Consider the following 18,858-nt stretch of genomic DNA (forward strand, 5'->3'; position numbering starts at 1 on the left):
CCGTGCTCCTCGGAGGTTGGAAAGCGCGCTAGACCTGCTGGACCTGCGGGGGGACGACGAACACCTGCGCGAGCGACAGAGGATCGATGGACACGTCGCGCGCGGGATCGAACCCCAGCGCCGTGAGGAGCTGGTCCCGCGCCTCGCTCTGGCCCAGGGTCTTGCGCAGCGCTTCGCGGCGCGCCTCGGGGGGGCCCTCCATGGGCTGGAACGGGATCATCTGCGCCCACTGGAAGACGTCGCCCTCCGGCGTCGTGTCGTATTGCAGGTACTCGGAGCGGATGTCCTCGGTGTCAGTGACGGGTGGCTGCGCCGCGATCGTGATGTCGAAGCCGGTCACCACCCCGCCCGCCACGAAGCGATCTTCATCGGCGCGCGGCGGCAGGATCCGGTCCGGCTGGCCCGCGACCGTGGTGGCCGTGCCCCACACCGCGGACGGGAGCTGCTTCTGCGACGGCCGGAAGATGAACCAATCGGAGACGTCCACGGAGGGGTCGCCGCCGTCCGGGATCTTGGAGATCTTGATCCACTGCTCCGTCTCGAATTCATCCGGGTTCACCGCCATGGAGCGGATGCCGAAGCTCCCCGCGGCGCCCCCCATGTCGAGGGGCGCCTCGGCGTCTCCCTTGAGGCCCTTCTTCGTCGGGACGAAGGCGCCCGTGGCCAGCGCGAGCTCCTTCGGGTTCACCACCCAGAGCTCCCCGCCCTCCACCTGGTAACGGGCCGAGAGCCCGCTGGTCACCGCGATGCTGCAGATCTCCTCGGCTGGCGGCAGGAAGTTGGTCGAGAAATCCTCCCAGCCGATGGCCAGCGGGTAGCGGCTCGACTGGTCCCCGAACTCGATGGTGAACGAGAACAGGAACACGTCGATCTCCGCGTACCCGCCGAAGTCCGGCCCCCAGAGGCGCAGGTTCGCCCCGACGCTGACGTCGCCCAGGAAGCCGTACCCGGCGGAGATCTCGACCCCCAGCTCGATGTCGTAGTGGTAAGGCTTCCAGCCGACCAGATAATCGGCGTGGGCGCGGAAGGAGGCGTGGGCGTCGCCGGACTCGAAGCTGATCTGGAGCGAGCCGCCGGCCATCACCGCGTGCGGGCAGAGCGCGAAGTACTGCTCCCCCTTGAGGGTGGCGACGCCGCCGATGTTCCAGTTGAAGCCGAGGCGCGGCACCCTCGGGTAATGCTCGGGCACCTGGAAGCGCGGGTGGTAGCCGCCCATCGTGACCACGAAGTCGCCCGCGTGCTGCCCGGCCAGCCACGTGTAGAAGGCGAAGCCGCCCGTGAGCCTGCAGTCCCTCGAGAAGATGAACGAGTCCTGCGTGAGCTGGGCGATGACGCCCAGGAAGCCCTCCTCCGGGATGAAGGTCGCCTTGAGGGCCATCTCCAGCTGCGCGATCGGCTCCACGGGGGCGCCGGGCTCCGAGAGGGGCAGGGTGAGGCGCGCGAGGCCGAGGACGTTCAGCTCGAAGCGCTCGCCGATGGACGCCGTCACCAGGGCGAACCCGCTCAGGATCTTGAACGAGGTGAACTTCACCCCGACGGCCAGGAACCCCGCCCCCAGGCTGGGCCTGATGTAGCTGGACAGCGCGTTGACCTTCTCCTGGAGGATCGCCGCCCGGTTGCTCGCGTCGCCGATGTTCGCGCTGCCGCTGAGCGCCTCGCGCACCAGGGGGAACTCCTTGATCATGTCGATGTCGGGCACGGTGAGCGCGCGGTTGACGCCGAAGCCGGCCGAGAGCCCCTCCACGAAGAAGAACGGCGGCCCGCCGAGCGGCACCCCCAGCACGGCATAAAGGAACAGCGACGGCTCTCCCTGGAAGCTCGCGTAACCGGCGATCGCGCTGAGCGCGACCGACTTGGCGCCGAGCTTGCCCTTGAGCACCGCGAGGCCGTCGTAGGACTCGACCTCCTGGCCGTCCACCGTCATCTTCCGGCGCAGCAGGCTGCCGCCGATCTCCAGCGACGGCGTGCGGTAATCGAGGGCGAGGCCGTCGAGGTGGAAGCGGGGCGTCTCGTCCATCGTGATCGGCGCGCTCACGGACAGCCCGGAGAGCCCCAGCGACAGCGGGCCGACCTTCAGGGCCGCGTCGAGGAGCACCCAGAGCTCGCCGTCGTCGACCTTCACGCCGACGCGCTCCAGGCTCACCGGCCCGAGGGACAGCTGCAGCGGGAACCACTGCGGATCCATGGCGCCCCGGGCCGGGGTCGTGCCGACGATCCCGCCGCTGTCGTCCACCGTGGCCGGCACGTTGAGCGGCAGCTTGAAATTGCCGATCGAGAGCTCGCCGCGGAGCGTCAGCCCCTGCGGGAGGACCACCGTAGTGAGCGTCTCCTCGGTCGGGAGCAGCTGCTGGGCGAGCGTCACCCCCTGGGCCTTGAACAGGGGAACGAACGCGTCCAGGTCCGGCCGCATGAGCGGCTGGCTGGCGACCGTGATCGCGTAGGCGAGCTTCACCTTGTGCTCCTCGGAGAAGTTCTGGCCCACCAGCGGGAGCTGCGAGAGGTCGAGGCCGGCGCCCACCTCGACGCCGAAGAGCGTCGTCGACACGGGGGCAAGCTCCGGCTGCCACGAGGCGAAGAGCGCCTGCTTCACCTCGACGGTGAGCCCCTCGGGGACGAACGCGGAGAGCTCGGCGGAGACGCCCGTGAGCATGGCCCGGATGCTCGCGTCCTTGCCCTCCGGGTTCGAGAAGCTCGCGATCAGCGTCTGGCCGAGCGACGGCTCCTCGGGGAGGAAGTCGATCGCCAGGAACCCGGTCGACGGGAGCTCGCCGCGCACCGAGAGGTTCTGCGTGCTCTGATCGAGCTTGGCCGTGAGGTCGGTGAGGGCCAGCGTCTCGACGAACGCCGGCATCGGGATGCCGAGCTTGCCGGTCAGATCCCCGACCAGCGCGCCGATCGCGACCTCCTCGTCCTCCGTCGCCCCGCCCTCGAAGACCCAGATCGCCGGGGCCGTCGCCGTGCCGCCCCCGGAGCGGCTCGCCGAGACGGCGAATTCCACGCCCGCGAGGGAGAAGGACCCGTTGATCGTGCCCGTGGGCCGGGCGGCGCCTTCCCGCGCGAGCTCGATGCCGAGGCCGGTCAGGGTGACGACCCCGGGCAGCACCTCCCAGCTCTCCTTGGCGGCGGCCGCGAACGCATAGCGCTGCTCGCGCGGCTTGATCTCGGCCGTGAGCGTCGTGAGCGTGAGCTCGGGCAGCGCGTCGTCCGGCAGCACGCTCGCGAGCAGCGGCGCGAGGGGCGCCTCCTCCCCCTCGGGGATGGCGAGCGCGACGTTCATCGCCGGCAGCGCCACGTCGGCGTCGAGCGCGATCTCGCCAATCCCGAGCGTGCTCTTGGCCTTGCAGGACACCTCGCGGGTCAGCGGATCGAGCGGCGATTTCACCGTGATGGAGAAGAACAGCTCTTCCAGCGAGAACTGTCCCTCGATGATCTCCCACGGCTCGGCGGACTGGACCTCGAGGGTGACGGACGTGATCTCACGGGTGGGGCTCTGCGCGGCGACGATCTCGAGCCCGTGCAGCGCGATGTAACTCGCCAGCGGGACCGCGGGCGGGATGACGTCCAGGCTCACCCCGCCGGCGATCTGGGTGAGGGCGTCCAGATCTGTGAGCCGGATGTCGGCGAGCTCCGCGGTGATGGTGACGGGATCCCCTTCCCCTCCCCCCTCCGCGGGCTCGGCCCGCAGGACGATGGTCTTCGCCCCGTCCGCCGTCTCGATCGAGAACTCGACGCCCTCGCCGAGGGCTTCCCAGACAGCGTCGGTCAGCAGGTCCTTCAGGTCTTGCATGATCGTCCTCGTGCTCGCCATGGCCTCTCCCTCTCGCGCCGTCTCCCGCGGGCCGGTCTCCCGCGGCGTCTCACCTCGCCATGCTCACGTCGTCTTCAGCCGAAGTTACCGTCCGCAAGCTCGCGCCGGATGGCGATGACATGGACGATCCAGTGGTCGCCGCCGACGTCCTCCAGCTCGGCAAAGACCCACCAGTTGTTGGATCCCGACTTGTGGGCGGTGTAACAATAAAAGTTGTCACCGGGATTGTCGTCGCAATGAAATCCGGCGACGATCACGAGCCACTGGTCTACGGGGTACCCGGTATCCTGTTCAATGGCACTACCCATATCGATCCGCTTGGTCACGATGGGGGCGTGCCCGTTGACCGTGATCTTGCCGTTCACACGCAGCGAGCCATTCACCTCCAGCTTGGCGGACGGGGTCGTCGTGCCGACTCCCAGCTTGCCGTCGGCCTTGAGCGTGAGCATCTCGCTGTCGTTCCTGTCGAAGAACCTGGCCAGGTCCTCGCCGGAGGGGTTGTCATCGGTGTTGGCCCGGAAGACGAAGGGGCCATGGTTCTTGAGCTCGCCGTTGACCCGCAGGTTTCCGTGGACGTGCAGCTTCTCGGTAGGGCTCTCGATGCCGATGCCGACATTGCCGCTGGTCGCCAGCAGCAGCTGAGGGCCGCCGCTGTTGGTGGAGAAGAAGAGTGGATAGTTATTCTTCGTCTCCAGCCCAGCCCTTCCGTAGCCAACGTAGGTGGATAGCTCGATGGTCCCGTTCGTGTGGGTGATGCCGAAGCTGTTATTCTCCGTCTGGACCATCAGCCTCTCGGAAGGGCCGGTCGTGCCGATGCCGAGCTTGCCGTCGGTCGTCAGCGTCATCTGGGGGACGCTGCCGTTGGTGAAGAAGCGAAGGGGATGGTTCGACTGGGTCCCCACGGCGCCACCGTCGCTGTCGATCCGGGTAGAAACCTTGACGGTCCCGTTGGTGTTCGTGATGCCGTAGCCCTGCAACGTACCGACCACGAGCGGGTCCGAAGGAGAATTGAGCACGTTGATGCCCACCTTGCCCTCGGGCATCACGACTATTCCGGTGATACCGGCCGAGATTGCAAGGGGGTGTCCCGAAGTGCTGAGCAGCTGGGCCACGCCGTCACCCAGGAGCGTGGAGAGGGTGATGGTCCCGTCTGTGTGGGTGATTCCGGGGTCCGCGCCCGAGTTGACCGTCAGCTTCGCGGAAGGGCTGACGGTGCCCACGCCGGTGAGCTGACCCGCGAAGATCAGAGGATACTTCTGGATGAACGCGACGAGCTCGCCATCGCCGAAGCCGGGCAGGCCGCCGTAGCCGATGCGCAGCGGCGTGCGGCCCGTGGCGTGGCCGGTGACGACCTTCCCGATGGGCACCTCCAGCGCCTCGCCAGGCTTGAGGGCGGTCTTGCCGGTCTTGGGGGTGAGCGTCCACGTCGGCTCGCCGGCTGTGTGCCCCACCGTCCAGGTATCTTTGCCCGACCAGTTCGGATCGGTGACCCAGCTCCCCCCCTCCTCCTTGGCGGGGATGAGGATCTGGCCGACCTGCGAGGCTGTCCCGAGGGCCCAGAGCACCGCGGTGCTCGCGCTGGCCTCGAAGCGAAGCGTGAACCGGCTCGCGTTCGGGCTGCCCTCCGGCGAGAGCGGGATGTCTTGCAGGCCCGTGTTGACGATGCGGAGCACGAGGCCGTTCTCGGTGTCCCCGTCGTTCAAGACGATGTCGGAGCTGACGAACCCCGCCATCAAGGTCGGCGCGGCCTGGACCCGCGGGGCGAGGAGGCTCAGGCGCACGCTCTCGGTGAGCTGATGGTCGCCCCCCGGCCCCCCTGCCACCATCACGAACTTGTCGACGTCCGTCTCCGTCTTGTTCCAGCTGAAGCTCACGATGGCAGGCCGCGTGCCCCCCCTGGAGCTGGCGCCCACCTTGAGCAAGCTCAATCCCAGGGGATTGCCGGTCTTCACCTCCAGCGAGGTGTCGCCCTTGTAGAGAAAGTAGAGGTGGACGTCCCCCGGCGCGCGCTCCTCCTGCGCGCCGGCCGCGTCCGGCGTCTCGTGGACGCAGAGCAGGCCCCACGAGCCGCTGTGCGGCGCGTCGAGCGCAATCTTGTCGGGCTGCGCGAGCTCGTCGGGGTCGCAGGTGAGCCTGAAGTGGTAGTTCGAGGCGCTCACCTGCTTGTCGTCCACCACCTTGAGCGTGATGGTGATGCCGTCGACCGCGGTCGCCTCGACGTCGAGGCCGTCGATGTCCGTCGGCGCGTCGTCGACGAACAGGATGTTGGTGAGCTCTTGGCCCGAATCCTGGGCCAGGGTCGTGAACTCGAAATCGAAGGTTTTTACAGTGGCCATGGCTCTCTCCTCGGTGAACTGCCGGCGCCTCGATCAAACGCGGGGCGGCCGGTCTCCCGCGCCGCTCCCGGGCGCCTCCGGCTCCGCCGCCGAGAGCTGCGCCGCGGCCTGCTGCTGGATGCGGCCGATGAGCTGGAAGACGCGCGCGTACGGCAGCTTGCCGAGCGCCTCCAGGATCTGGTTGATGTCGGCCACCGCCAGCGTGAGCGTGAGGGGCCTGTTCGTGTCATTGGCCATGGTCGTCCGTGCTCCCGGTCGAGGTCTCGCGCGAGAGCTTCAGGTAGCCCTCGCAGATCTGCTGTAGTCCCGAGAGGCGCGCGCGCGTCTCCACCGCGGCGAACGCCCGCGACTCCTCCCATACGCCGCGCTGCCGCGACACCCACGACCAGGTGAAGCCGGGCTGCTCCCGCAGCGGCACGTTCACCTCGCGCCGGCCGCCGGCCCTGCCGTAGCCGGCGCGCCCGGTCAGGAGCGGCGCCGACGTGAACGTCACCTCGATCGCCGCCAGCGCTTTTTCATACTGGTCGGGCGGGATGGTGATCGACTTGGCCGGCACCACGCTGCTGGTCGCGTGCACCACGCCGCGCGGATCCAGGAGCATCGTGAGGATCTGGGCCGGCGCGGTCACCGATTGCAGGAGGTTCACCGGGCCGCTCGCGGTGGTGACGATCTTGCGCGAGGCGGGGTCAGCGCCCGAGAAGCCTGGCTGCCCGCTCTGGGGCGCGTAGAAGGTGCTGCCCTCGAAGCCGCCGTCCGCGTCCTCTTTCCAGTAGCCGATGAGGCCGTCGTTGAACTGGCGGAACTCGCCGATGCGGATGGGCAGCTCCACCTTGTCGAAGGCCGCGGTCCACTTCTCGGGGCTCTCCGAGATCGGCGTCACGGAGTCCTCGTCGTTCACGTACTCGCGCGTGGTCTCGTTGAACACTCGCCAGTGCTTGTCGCGCGCCGGCAGCCCCTGGAGCTGCAGGTTGACCGAGGCCCGGACCACGCAGAGCGGGCGCCCGATCAGGAGCGACAGCGCCGGGCTGTGCGCGAGCGCCTCCGGATCGCTCTGGTCCACGGCGCTGTTCAGCACCGCGGTGAACGACTTTGTATATTCGCTGCCTGACCGGCCGGCCGCGGTGAGGTGCTCGACCACCTTGCGCAGGTGCGGGTTGGGGATGGACTCCACCGCGACGGCGCTGGCCGCGCCGGGCACCGGATCCCAGTACCCGACCGCATTGATGACGCCCAGCGGCGCGCCGTCGCGGTCGTACACCGAGTAGCCGAGGTCGAGGTTGTTGGGCACGATCCAGCCGCAGATCGGCGAGGTCGCCGGGTGGGCGTTCATCTCCGGCTGCTCCTCTCCCCCCGCGGGCGCGCCGGACAGCCACCGGAGCTGGATCCGCGCGGGCTGCGCGAGCCGCGGCGGGAGCACGACGCGGTGATCGTCGAGGCCACGCACCCGGAGCGGCATCAGCTCGGCGGAGACGATGGTCGCGCCATGGGCCGGGTTCGTGCCCAGGTCGTTGATCTGGCCGAACGAATCCACGAGGCGCAGGCTGGTGACCCGGAGCTCGCCGGCGCGGACGGGGTTGAAGTCGCGCCGCGGGGTGGAGGCGAGCAGCAAGGCGCCCCGCACGCTCCCGGCGACCCGCGTGGCGAAGAAGCGGTCGTCGTCGTTCCCGATCGGGTCCTCGATGTCGAGCTGCATCGTGCGCTTCTGCATGAGCAGCGCTTCGTTGAAGCCGCTCAGGGCCTGCGACAGGGTGGGCAGCCCCTGGAGCTTCACGTACGCCGCGAGCGCCACGCTCAGCGTGTCGTCGTGGTCCGCCGTCGCGGGATTGGACTGGTATCCGTCGAGGATCGCTTGCGCATTGCCGTCCGTGTCCAGGTACTGCTCGGCCTGCGACGGAGTGAGCCCGTACAGGTCCAGGTTGTGGGGCTCGGGCAGGAGGAGCCGCTGCTTGACCACGTACGCTGCGATCCGCTGCTTCATCGTCCCGCCCGCGTGGGGGCTGAGGATGCTGAAGCCCCGGTAGGGCTCCGCGTTTTCAACGAAGTCGTCGATGTCGTCCGGGTCGTTGTGCGCGAGGTCGACGGCCTCGGGCGCGAGCGTGTAGCGGCGGGTGATGTGGTCGGGCTGGTAGCGCTCGACGTCGCCCTCCTCGGGGACCGAGTGCGAGAAGAACTGCACGTCCCACTCGAGCAGGAAGGGGTTCCACGGCCTCCGGCTCCCGTCGTTGAAACCCACGCGCTGCTCCCCTGCGGCCGGGCTCTGGGCGTCGATGAGCTGCCGGATCCGGCCGAGGAGATCCGCGTGCTGCGGCAATGCGTTCAGGCTCTCGTCGTCGACGTCCAGGAGGAGCTGGCATGCGAGCAGGCCGTCCTTCCGGAGCCGCCCATCGCGGCCGTGCCGGACCGTGGGCGCGATCGCGTCGCCCACCATCAAGACGACCGGATCGTTCGGTTGCCAGTAGCGCGGGCCGGGTAGGGCCTCGAGGGAGCAGGCCGGGGTGAGCCCCGCGAGCCGCTGCTGCAGGGCGTCGAGCGCGCGCAGCAGGCGGGCCGCGAGCTGGTCCTCCGTGGGCGGGAGGTAGAGGACCATCACCCCCTTCTCGATCCTGACCCTGTACGTCTGCGCCCCGTTGGTGATGCGCCACTCCCGCCCCTCGCGGCCCTCGCCGCCCTCCTGCACGAGCGCCGCGCTGGCGCCCGCGGCGAGCGCGAGGCCGTATTGCTGGAGCTCCCACCCCCACCAATCGTCGGTCAGGTCATCGTCGTCGAGCTCGGCCAGGTAATCATCGAAGTAGTCCTTGGCATACACGTCGACGACGCTGAAGCGCTGCTCGCTCTGCGTCCACGTCACCGACCTCGTCCTGCGGTTCTGGGTCCAGCCGAGCTTCCCGGTCGCATAGAGGTGCTTCCGGAGGGGAACGACGCCGCCATCGTGGTGGGCCCACAGCGCGTCGTCGAAGTCTGCCACGGGCGGGTCGTCGGGCCCCGTAGGCGCGCTGGCGTCCTGCGGGTGCTTGGCGTCGATGAACTTGTGCCAGTCGTTGAAGAGCCGCGCGCTCATGGCGGCGGTGAGCTCGTTGGCCCGGTCGTACGCCGCCTGGGTCTGGTTGAGCACGCTGAGCAGGTGCGCCACGTCGTCCGGCAAGGTGAGCTCCTCGCCGGCGTCCTCGCCCGACTGTGCCGCGCGCTGGATCGACCAGAGCAGCCCTCCGACCCGCGACGTGAAGCCCCGCTCGTGGCGCGCCTCGTGGAACTTCTCCTCGACGTCGAGCTGCCGCTGATCGAGCTGGTCGGTGAACTCCAGGGCATCGAGCTGCTGCTCGATGACGGGCCGCTCGGCGGGGTCGGCCGCGAGCTGATGCGCGAGATAAGCGGAGAGCGCCTCGGTGCCCGTGCCGCCGATCGCGAGGGTCACCGCGCCGGCCGTGGCGGCCATGTTGGCCCGCTGCTGGCTGCCGAAGGTGAGCCGCGCGTAGCAGACTGTCCGGCGGGGGAGCGCGTCGTCTCCCAGCGCGAGCTGCCAGCGGAACCGGCGCTCGAAGTCCTGCCGCAGCTGCACGCGGTCGGCGTCGCCCTGGCGCTCGTCGTAGAACGACTTGAGAAGATCGTCGTCGGGGCGGTCGTACCAGCCGATGACGTCGTAGCGGACGCCGGTGGGATCGGCCCCGAGCGCCGCGTCCGGGTCGTGGAACCCGAACACGCTGAAGCAGCCCGGGTAGTAGGCCGCGAACGCGGCCTTCACATGATCGAGCGACGCCTGCCACTCGAGCGGCCCCATGGCGGTGAGCGCGAGCTCGAACTGGCGCAGGTACTCCCCGGACGAGGGCGGCTGCCACTCCGCGAGCGGCACCGCGCGCCCGACGTGCCGATACGGCTGATACGGCCCCGTGCGCAGGTTGGTGCGCGGAAATGGGATGACGGCGGCGGCGGGCCGCTCCGCGGGGGCCTTGAGGCCGGTGAGGTCGGGATAGAGAAAATCGCTCTCGACGACCCACTGCTGATCGATGGCGCCGTTCCGGGTGCGGCTGATCAGCCAGCGGTTGGGGACAACAGGAAATCGGTGCCCGCGCTCCGGGTCGCTCTGGGCGCTGCGGGTGAGGGCGTCGGGCAGCGCCCAGTGGAGGTGGATGCCCGGCCCGAGTTGGTGGAAGCTCGACGCGAAGGGCTGAGAGAGGATGTACTCGCTGATGTTGGCGCGCGTGTTGCTGTAGTGATACTTCCCGTCATCACCCTGGTAGGTGAACGGCATCCGGGTGTAATCCGCGAGCGCCTCCCGCACGTTCTCGGCGTTGGACAGGCAGAGCGCGTCCAGGTGCATGGGCACGAGCAGGACGTTGCTCGCGGTCGACGACCGTTCGATGGACATGACCTTCCTCCGCTTCGGGCCCGCTCGTCGCCGTCGCGCACCCCCCCCGGCCACGGCAGGAGCGTTGCCTCCCACGTCCGGCACCTTACAGATCGCCCCGGTCGGCATCCATAGGATTTTGGTTCTATAGACGCGCGCGGGGGAGCGCTCGTCCTCCGGGGGGCCGGAGGGACAAGAGCTCGCCTCGAGGCACCGGACACGGTCCGCGCAGGGCTGCCGCGCTGCCCTCGACCCACCGGAAACGGTCTGAACAGGTTAGCTGAGCTTGTGACCTACGCGCTCGCCGCCTGGTACGCGCACCTCCTGTGGCTGTCCAGCGGAGATATCGCCCCGTCCCTCTACAAGGGGCGCACGGGCCGGGCGACATCGTCCACAGACACCCCCGACGCGACGGCTCGGTCACGGCGAGCTCCCCAGGCCCGAGGCTTGACCGTTGGGCCCGGGTTGGGTCCATGCCGTCCAAGGGGGTGCGATCCGTCGTCACGCTCTCCCAACGTCCCGGGGGCTCCGACGGATCGCGACGGTTCGGCGCCGCGGAACAGTCCCGCCAGAAATGCCGGTTCGCTCCCCAGCCTGCGTGGCGCCTCCTGCCCGCATCAGCTCATCCGCTGTCAGGCGCCCTTTGCACGGGCTCGCGGAGCACATCAACCCTGGAAGGTTCGACGGGAAGAACTCCGCGAAACCGAAGCGACCCTGGAAGAGGACGCGCGTGCCGCTTGACGATCCGCGCTCGGATCGAATGGCAAAAGGGGAGGGGATCACCCATGTCGATCGAGCTCAACCACACCATCGTCCCCGCGCACGACAAGGAGGCTGCCGCGCAGTTCTTCGCGCGCATGTTCGGACTCGCGGTGGACGCGCCGTTCGGGCCGTTCTCCCCCGTGCGCATCAACTGCGGGCTCACGCTCGACTTCGCCGACCGCGAGACGTTCGAGCCGCACCACTACGCGTTCTTCGTGGACGACGCGGAGTTCGACCGGAGCTCCTGGGCGACGCCGGCTACGGGGGCACCATCGGAGGACAGGGGACCGGCCTCGCCGTGGTCTGCGCGTACGTGCTCGCGGGTGAGCTCGCCGTCGCGAAGAGAGACCATCGCGCCGCGTTCCAGCGCTACGAAGCGCGGATCCGTCGATATGCCCGGCGCTGCCAGCAGGGGGCGAAGCACGTCGGCTCGTTCTTCGCACCGCCGACCCGCGTGCACCTCGCGCTGCGCAACACGATGTACCGGGCGCTCACCTCGCGTCCGCTCTCCCGCTGGTTCGAGAAGATGGTCACGAGCGCCGCCAGCGACCTCGTGCTCCCCGCGTACCCGGCGTGACCTCCTCGCAGTGCCTCGATCGCGTGGGCTCGTTTCCGCGGCGCAACCCAGCGGTGTTTGCGAGCAGCAAGTCGAGCACCTGCTGCGCGCGCTCACGCGCGACCGGCACGTGGACACCGCGACCGTGCGCCGCGAGGCCGTCGCCCACCCAGACGCGGGTCTCGCCCTCTCGCGTGAGCTCCTTGACGTGCGCCACGTTGATCAGCCAGTTGCGATGCACACGCGCGAAGGACCGCCCGAAGGACGACTCGATCGCCGCGAGCGAGAGGTCGATGTCGAAGGCGCCGTGGGAGGTGTGCACCTGCGTCAAGCGCTCCGCGGCCTCGAACGCCCAGACCTCGTCTCGGTCGAACAGCACGAGGCCCTTGTTCCGCCGCGCGGCGATCCGCAGCGGACTCGCGCGCCCCGGCCGCGGGTCGCGCGCCCGCAGCCTCTTCAGGCACTGCTCGACACGTTGCTCGGTGAAGGGCTTCAGGAGGTAGTCGGAGACGCCGAGATCGTAGGCCTGGAGCGCATGCGTGTGGAACGCGGTCGCGAGCACGAGCAACGGAGCGCCCGGCAGCGCCGCGAGCTCGCGCGCGACGTCGAGCCCCTCGTTGCGACCGCCGGAGAGGCGCACGTCGAGGAACACCACATCGAAGGCGTGGCGCCCTTCTCCGAGGAGGATCTGCCGTGCTTCTTCCGCGGACGATACGGCGCCCGCGACCTGCGCGAGGTTCGAGCCATCGAGGAGCTCGACGAGGTAGTCGCGCGCCGCCCACTCGTCCTCGACGACGAGCGTGCGTAGCTTCGCGTCGCTCTCCGTGCTCATGCCGTCGCTCCTCGAGTCATCAGCACCTCGACGACCGCAGCGGTTCCTTCGCTCGACGACGAGAGGCGCAGCTGTGATCCAGGGCACCTCAGCTGGAGTCGTCGACGCACGGTGTGGAGGCCGAGCGCGCCCGAGCGCGGCTCGTTCGCCGAGAGACCGGGCCCGTTGTCCGTCACGGTACATACGAGCTTCGATGACGTGCCGGCCTCATGGATCGCCGCCCGCACGGTCACCCGTCCGCCGCCCGCGCGACACAGCGCGCCGTGCTGGACCGCGTTCTCCACCAGGGGTTGCAGCAAGAGCCGCGGCAGCAGCACGCCGCCGACGTCGGCCGGAATGTCCCAGTCGAAGCGCAGGGCGTCACGGTGGCGTGACTCGAGGATCTCCGCATAGCGCCTGAGCCACGTGATCTCCTGGTCGAGCGGCTGCATCTCGTCCTCCCCTTGCAGCGAGCCCCGGAGCAGGTCTCCGAGTGACCCGATCAAGCGCCGCGCCTCTCGCGGATCCTGCACGACGAGCCCCGCGATCGTGTTGAGCGTGTTGAGGAGGAAGTGTGGCTCGAGCTGTGAGCGCAAGCGCGCGAGCTCCGCCGAGACCCGGAGTTGCTCCGCCTCGAGGCGGAGCTTCTCCGTCTCGAGCGCGCGGCGCTGGGCTTGTTCGGTCACGTGCGGGGACACGAAGACGAGCCCCCAGATGCCGGCGAGCACGAGGCCCATCATGGCGCCGAATCCCGCGACGAGCGGTGGGGAGAGCGGCCCCTTCTCGTCGAGCTCGAAGCCGAGGAGCCCCTCGAAGACGAGCACGAACGCGAGCGCGAACAGGGCCCCGACGACGACTGCCCCGAGGAGGCTCACGACCAGCAACCTCGTCGGGCTGAAGCGGCGTTCGACGCCGCGCTCGAAGGCGGCGGTGAGGGCGAGCAGCACCACCGGCGCCGCGACCAGCCAGAGCGAGAAGCTGATGACGATGCTCGCGACGTGCTCCTCGCCGCCGAGATCAGGGGCGGTCTGGAGCACCCCGACGCCGATGGCCGAGGCCATGCCGAGGAGCCAACGTCGCCGGGTATGGAGGGTCAGCGGCGCGCGCGAAGCAGAGCCTTCCATGAAGGAAAGCTACCATTCGGGGAGACGGTCCACAACATTCGCTGCTCGCGAGACGACGGGGAGAAGGTCCGCGACCGAGCGCTCACCGGCTCGTGCGCGCGGAGCGACCGCTCGTCGGAACCAACACCCGGCTCGTCGGAAGTGCACGGCAGAGCCGCGCGCCAGATGGGAGAGCTGAGAAACCCAGCCAACCCATCAATCCCACTCGCTCAGACGGACGAACCATGACCCAACACACATTCCGCAGAGAGCGCGAGCCGTCCGGCGGCTCGCGTCCAGGCCGGCTCGTGACCCGCCCTTGGCATTGGGCCGCAGTCGTGCTGATGGCGACGAGCGCCTGTGGCACGAGCAGCGCGAGCAGAGAGGACCTCACGGGAGAGCAGCTCTTCAGCACGCCCTTCCCGCGCTCCAACGGCCGCTCGTGCGCCACCTGCCACGTACCGGAGGACAACTTCACGCTCACCCCCGACCACGTGGCGCGGCTGCTGGAGACGAACCCGGACGACCCGCTGTTCAACGCGATCGACGCCGACGACCCCACGGCCGAAAAGCTCACATTCGAGCACCTGAAAAAGGGCCTCGTGCGCGTGTGGCTCACATTGCCCGACAACGTGGACTTGATAGACGATGAGGGCAACGTGATCACCCCCGGCGATCGCAAGCTCTTCGTGTGGCGCGGAGTGCCCTCCATCGCTGACTCCGCGTTGACTGCGCCTTTTCAACTGGATGGACGTATGAAGACGCTCGAAGATCAAGCCCAAGGAGCCATCACCGGGCACAGCGAAGGCGGCGAGGCTCCCCGGAGCGAGCTCGAGCGCATCGCCGCGTTCGAGCGCGATGTCTTCTCCTCGAACCGGGCGCGCAGCGTCGCGGAGGTTCTCGCCGGCGGCGGTGCCCCGGAGAGCGCGCCCGACGTGGAGGACGAGCTCGATCTCACGCCGACGGAGGAGCGGGGACGAGAGGTTTACAAGGCCATATGCGCGGCGTGCCATGGGGGCGGCAACCAGGCGACCATCGTGGATCGGGATATCCACGATCTGGCCTTCCCGGTCATCAAACCCGACGGAACCGTGCTTTATGAAGTGCCAGCTACAGATCCCCCGACCCCGGTGCTCGCCGCTCAACCCAAGAACGAATTTCTTAATATTGGGTCGGCATACGAAACATTCATGGGTCAGCTGGACCCTGATTCGCATGTCTTTACAAGGGATGTGAGCTTTCCACGTTACCGGTATCGGTTCTACACGGACGATTCTCGAAGGGAGATAGCCGCGGACCTGCCTCCGACTCCCCCGCCGGGCTTCGATGACGATCCGGGCGGCGATGGCGACCCCGCGGGCCTCAATGACGAGCTGGACAGCGATGGCAACCCCGTCGCGGGGCCGAACTTCGGGCTACAACTTTTCTCCGCCGATCCGGGTCGCTCCATGATCACCGGGAGCCCCAACGACTTTGAGGCATTCGACGTACCGACATTGCGTGGAATAGGGAAAACTGCTCCCTACTTCCACGACAATGCCGCGGACACCCTGGAAAGGGTTGTTGACGTCTACAGCGACCACCTGCTCTCCAGATTCCCATCCCTCACCCTGCCTGGGGAGAAGGAGCCGGACGATGATGGGGATATCGGCCCTCCCGAAGCGTTGACCGCCGATCAGAAGAGCGACTTGGTGGCCTTTCTGAAGCGGCTGTGAGAGCCAGCCGACGCTCGCGGTGGACGATCTCGACCTCGCGGCCTTCATGTGCGTGAAGACGGTCGAGACGCTGACGCACACGGCGGTGGTGAACGACGGCGCCTACGTCGCCGGCCCGAGGATGAAGACGTTCCTCGACGAGACGACGCGTCTCGTGGCCGGCTAGCTCACGGGCACGTGATCCGGCGCGGCGTCCTGGCGCGCTCGAAGCACGCGGATGAGGGACGCCCGGAGGGCGGCGTGTGCCCGCGGCGCGTCTCGCCGTGGCGTGAAGGCGGCGCCCTTCGAGGCGCGCCGCCCGCGCGGTGAGCCCCTTATTCGCCGCGCTCCGTGCGCGCCGCCTCGTCGAGGAAGCGCTCCATGCGGCTCCGCATCTCCGACAGTTCGCTCCTGAGGTACGCGACGTCCGCCTCCCACGCGGGGCGGGGGGGCCCATGCGCGTCTTCCTCTACGGAAGAGCGAATGAGCTTGGCGTAGCGGTCCACCTGCTCCTCGAGCCGCCCTTCGCGGAAAGGGCCGTCGAGCAGGCCCCGGACCGCGCTCCGGTAGCCCGCGAGGTCCTGGCGAAGGGCGCTGAACAGTACGTCGCAGCCGGGCACGCGCAGCTGCGCTCTGCCTTCGAGGACCGGGACGTCTTCGGGGCACGTCTCCGGCGTCTCCGTCCAGTGAGCCGCCCCGCCGAAGAAGCGCCAGCTGCCCAGGCTCAAGGTGTTGTCGAGATCCCACGGAACGATGCGGAACGTGCCCGACGAGGGCTCTTCGTAGACGAAGTAGTTGTGGTTCGCGGCGGAGCCGTCCTCGTCGACGTAAAAGGTGGTGATCCCGTCCCAGTTCAAGATGGCGTCATCGACGGCCAGGTAGCGCTGGAGCTCCTCGACATCCATCCATGTCGACAGGGCGGCGAGGCGCTCCGCGCCCTCGGTGGACGCGAGGTCCTCCGCGAACGCGATGAAGCGCTCGTGCGTGGCCTCCTCTTCGTTCGTCTTGATCTTCTCGGCATAGTAAGCGGGGTCGGTCGAGACCGGCCAGGCTGCTTCGTAGAGGCTGCCGTCCGGATCCTCGGGAAACTGGTTCTCCGTGAAGCGGCCGTCGGCGTCCTCCACCATCGAGAAGAGGCCGAGCGGCTCGCCGTTCACGTGCAGCGTGGCCCACGCGCTCCTCGGGGCGGCGACGCCCATGTCCCTGTAGAGATCATAGGCGAGCCGCTCGTGGAGCTTCGTGGGGTCGCGGATCATGGAATGGAAGTTCAGGCGCTTCTGCCGGAAGAAGCGCTGTCCGTCGACATACTCGTCGAATCTCACCTTCATGCTGAGCTTCGCGCAGGGGAGCTCTGGCTGCTCCTCGACGCACATCTCGAGGGTGCCGTAGCCGCCCTTGAAGCGCAGGCCCACGAGGCCCAGGCTGCTGCCCCTGTAGCAGGCCTCCGCCTCGACGTACTCCTCCTCGATCGCGTTGGCCTGGAGGTCCGCCCAGGTCTCGTCGCGAAGCCGGAAGTCGAAGCGCGGGACGTCGCTGGCCGCGTACAGCGCGCTCGGGTCGCCGTCGGCCACCGCGGCGTCCGGCGGATAACACGGCAGCGTCTCTCCCTGCCCGCCGTTCTCGATCTCTTCGTCCCCACAGCCCGCGCCCAGCGTGGAGAGCGCCAGCGCGAGCAAGAGGCAATAGGTTGGTTTCATCAGCCGCTCCTTGCGGACGGCAAGCCTAGAGCGACAAACGGGTTGAAACACGAGAAAAAAGAACAGGAATTTCACAGGGGAGGCGGGGAGCGAGAGACGGCAAGAGGGAGAAATTCCGCCTCAGCCCTTGTTCCCCGCTCGCCGCTCGAACCGCAGCCTGAGCACCTCGTCCTCGAGCTCGTTCGCGATCGCCATCGCCCGCCTCCGCGCCTCCGCGCCCTCGTCGCCGCCCACGATCCGCGCCAGCATGTTCAGCGCCATCGCGCGCATCCGCATGTGTCCGCCGTCCCCCGCGTGCCGGCACGCCTCGCGCGCGAGCGCGGCGCCTTCCTCGGGGAAACCCTGCTTCCACCGCGCATACGCCAGCCCGTTCGCCCGCCGCGACCGCGCGAAGGCCGGACCGTCCTCCGGGATGCGCCGGTAAAGCGCCTCCGCGGCCGCCGGATCCGGCTGCTTGCCGCCCCAGGAGCGGTTCCGCTCGAAGGCGCGTTGATCGATCCACCGGGCGAACAGGCAGGCTCGGTCGCAGGCGGGCATCGGCAGCTCGAAGAGCGGCTCGATCTCGTCGAGCAGACCGGGCACGCGCGCGACGTCATCACGGCTCGCCACGAAGGCCTCTGTGAGCAGGGCCTCCACCCGCGCCTCGGGCGGGGCCTTTCCGAGCAGCGGCCGGATGCGGGCGAGGTGCGTCTTTCCGGCCTCGCGGTCGTCGCCGCGCAGCACGCAGGTGGCGTGGGCGAGGGCGAGGAAGACGTGGGAGGTCGGATCCTCGCTCACCGGCGGTCGATCCCAGAGGCGCAAGAGGTCCTGGGCGAGGGGCAGGGGCAGGTCGGTGAACCGCGAGTGATAGGCGCCCATCCAGCGGGCGCGCTCGGTGAGCGCGTCCGGCAAGCCGAAGGCCGCGAGCGCGCGCGCCCCCCACGTCCCGCCGTCCCGCTGGCCGCGCGTCCGCAGCCGGCGCAGGGCGCGCTCGATCGAGTACACGTCGTCCTCGTAGCCACGCAGGGAGGAGAGCCGCTCGGCGACCGCGGTCAAGGAGCCGTGCTGCGCGACGAGCCAGGCGACGTAATCCTCCCAGGAAAAGCCCGCGGGAGCGGCCTGTCCGGTTTCGTGTCCGGGCATTTTCTTCGCGCGGATCCTATCAAGGTCCAGCAGAGAGGAGGACGGACATGGGAAAGGAACCTGCGTTTTTCCTGGTGATCGATCTGGAGGCGACGTGCGACGAGGAGGGCCGCATCCCCGAGCGCATCATGGAGATCATCGAGATCGGCGCGGTCCTCGTGGACGGCGCGACGCTCGAGCCCGTGAGCGAGCTCGCCACCTTCGTGCGCCCGGTCATCCGGCCGAAGCTCACGGAGTTCTGCACGAAGCTCACCACGATCACGCAAGCAGACGTCGACGCCGCGCCCACGTTCCCCGAGGCCGTCGCGGCGCTCGGGCGCTTCGTCGGCCAGCGGGAGGCGCTCTTCTGCTCGTGGGGCGATTACGACCGCAAGCAGTTCGAGATCGACGCGGCCCGCTGGGGCGTGCCCTTGCCGCTGCAGGGGCACATGAACCTCAAGAAGCGCTTCTCCGCGGCGCTCGGGGTGACCCAGCGCTACGGCATGGCGAGCGCGCTCGAGCGGCTAGGACTCCCGCTCCACGGGACACACCACCGCGGGATCGACGACGCGCGCAACATCGCGCGTATCCTGCCTTACGCAATTGGCCGCGTGCCGATCCCCGAGGCAGGGCCCGCGGGGTGAGCGC

General features: G+C 68.9%; 12 protein-coding genes and 1 pseudogene. 5 read left to right on the plus strand and 8 right to left on the minus strand.

Annotated elements, in window-relative coordinates; all coding sequences use genetic code 11:
- Positions 1-28: 28 nt before the first annotated feature.
- The 4 genes from WMF12_RS04930 to WMF12_RS04945 all read right to left on the minus strand — a co-directional run bounded on the left by WMF12_RS04930 (position 29) and on the right by WMF12_RS04945 (position 10,507).
- Entirely contained in the window at positions 29-3,787 is a 3,759-nt protein-coding gene (locus WMF12_RS04930) for a DUF6603 domain-containing protein (protein WP_437867192.1), read from the minus strand.
- A 95-nt stretch (positions 3,788-3,882) separates the two neighbouring features.
- Positions 3,883-6,144 (minus strand): hypothetical protein, encoded by a 2,262-nt coding sequence (locus WMF12_RS04935; RefSeq protein ID WP_437867197.1) that lies wholly within the window; start codon positions 6,142-6,144, stop codon positions 3,883-3,885.
- Positions 6,145-6,177: 33 nt separating this feature from the next.
- A complete protein-coding gene (locus WMF12_RS04940) occupies positions 6,178-6,381 on the minus strand; it encodes a hypothetical protein (protein WP_437867202.1) in 204 nt (67 codons plus the stop codon).
- Positions 6,371-10,507: a hypothetical protein gene (locus tag WMF12_RS04945; RefSeq protein ID WP_437867206.1), complete on the minus strand. Its 4,137-nt coding sequence runs from the start codon at positions 10,505-10,507 to the stop codon at positions 6,371-6,373. The genes WMF12_RS04940 and WMF12_RS04945 overlap by 11 nt, the downstream gene beginning before the upstream one ends.
- A gap of 764 nt (positions 10,508-11,271) precedes the next feature.
- On the opposite strand from WMF12_RS04945, the pseudogene WMF12_RS04950 reads away from it, so the two are divergent.
- Together WMF12_RS04950 and WMF12_RS04955 are read left to right on the plus strand one after the other, a co-directional pair.
- Positions 11,272-11,484 (plus strand): annotated as a pseudogene (locus tag WMF12_RS04950) (VOC family protein); the annotation flags it as partial.
- A gap of 62 nt (positions 11,485-11,546) precedes the next feature.
- Positions 11,547-11,825: a hypothetical protein gene (locus WMF12_RS04955; RefSeq protein WP_437867210.1), complete on the plus strand. Its 279-nt coding sequence runs from the start codon at positions 11,547-11,549 to the stop codon at positions 11,823-11,825.
- Here the strand turns inward: WMF12_RS04955 and WMF12_RS04960 are convergent.
- Both WMF12_RS04960 and WMF12_RS04965 read right to left on the minus strand, forming a co-directional pair.
- Positions 11,779-12,636: a LytR/AlgR family response regulator transcription factor gene (locus WMF12_RS04960; protein WP_437867227.1), complete on the minus strand. Its 858-nt coding sequence runs from the start codon at positions 12,634-12,636 to the stop codon at positions 11,779-11,781. The two genes, WMF12_RS04955 and WMF12_RS04960, sit on opposite strands and share 47 nt — an antisense overlap.
- Entirely contained in the window at positions 12,633-13,739 is a 1,107-nt protein-coding gene (locus WMF12_RS04965) for a sensor histidine kinase (protein ID WP_437867238.1), read from the minus strand. Before WMF12_RS04965 ends, WMF12_RS04960 begins: the two co-directional genes overlap by 4 nt.
- 224 nt (positions 13,740-13,963) lie before the next feature.
- On the opposite strand from WMF12_RS04965, the gene WMF12_RS04970 reads away from it, so the two are divergent.
- Entirely contained in the window at positions 13,964-15,433 is a 1,470-nt protein-coding gene (locus WMF12_RS04970; protein ID WP_437867246.1) for a cytochrome c peroxidase, read from the plus strand.
- A 19-nt stretch (positions 15,434-15,452) separates the two neighbouring features.
- Positions 15,453-15,599, plus strand: a complete 147-nt coding sequence (locus WMF12_RS04975; protein ID WP_437744472.1) for a hypothetical protein — start codon at positions 15,453-15,455, stop codon at positions 15,597-15,599.
- Between the two features lie 148 nt (positions 15,600-15,747).
- On the opposite strand, the gene WMF12_RS04980 is transcribed toward WMF12_RS04975, so the two are convergent.
- Both WMF12_RS04980 and WMF12_RS04985 read right to left on the minus strand, forming a co-directional pair.
- Positions 15,748-17,109, minus strand: a complete 1,362-nt coding sequence (locus WMF12_RS04980; RefSeq protein ID WP_437867254.1) for a CotH kinase family protein — start codon at positions 17,107-17,109, stop codon at positions 15,748-15,750.
- Between the two features lie 120 nt (positions 17,110-17,229).
- Positions 17,230-18,231, minus strand: coding sequence for a hypothetical protein (locus tag WMF12_RS04985; protein ID WP_437867257.1), 1,002 nt, complete (start codon positions 18,229-18,231; stop codon positions 17,230-17,232).
- A gap of 47 nt (positions 18,232-18,278) precedes the next feature.
- Between WMF12_RS04985 and WMF12_RS04990 the strand changes: the two genes are divergently transcribed.
- Entirely contained in the window at positions 18,279-18,854 is a 576-nt protein-coding gene (locus tag WMF12_RS04990; RefSeq protein ID WP_437867258.1) for an exonuclease domain-containing protein, read from the plus strand.
- The last annotated feature ends 4 nt before the right edge of the window (positions 18,855-18,858 follow it).

This window comes from Sorangium sp. So ce363 (assembly GCF_051520435.1).
Lineage (GTDB): Bacteria > Myxococcota_A > Polyangia > Polyangiales > Polyangiaceae > Sorangium > Sorangium cellulosum_B.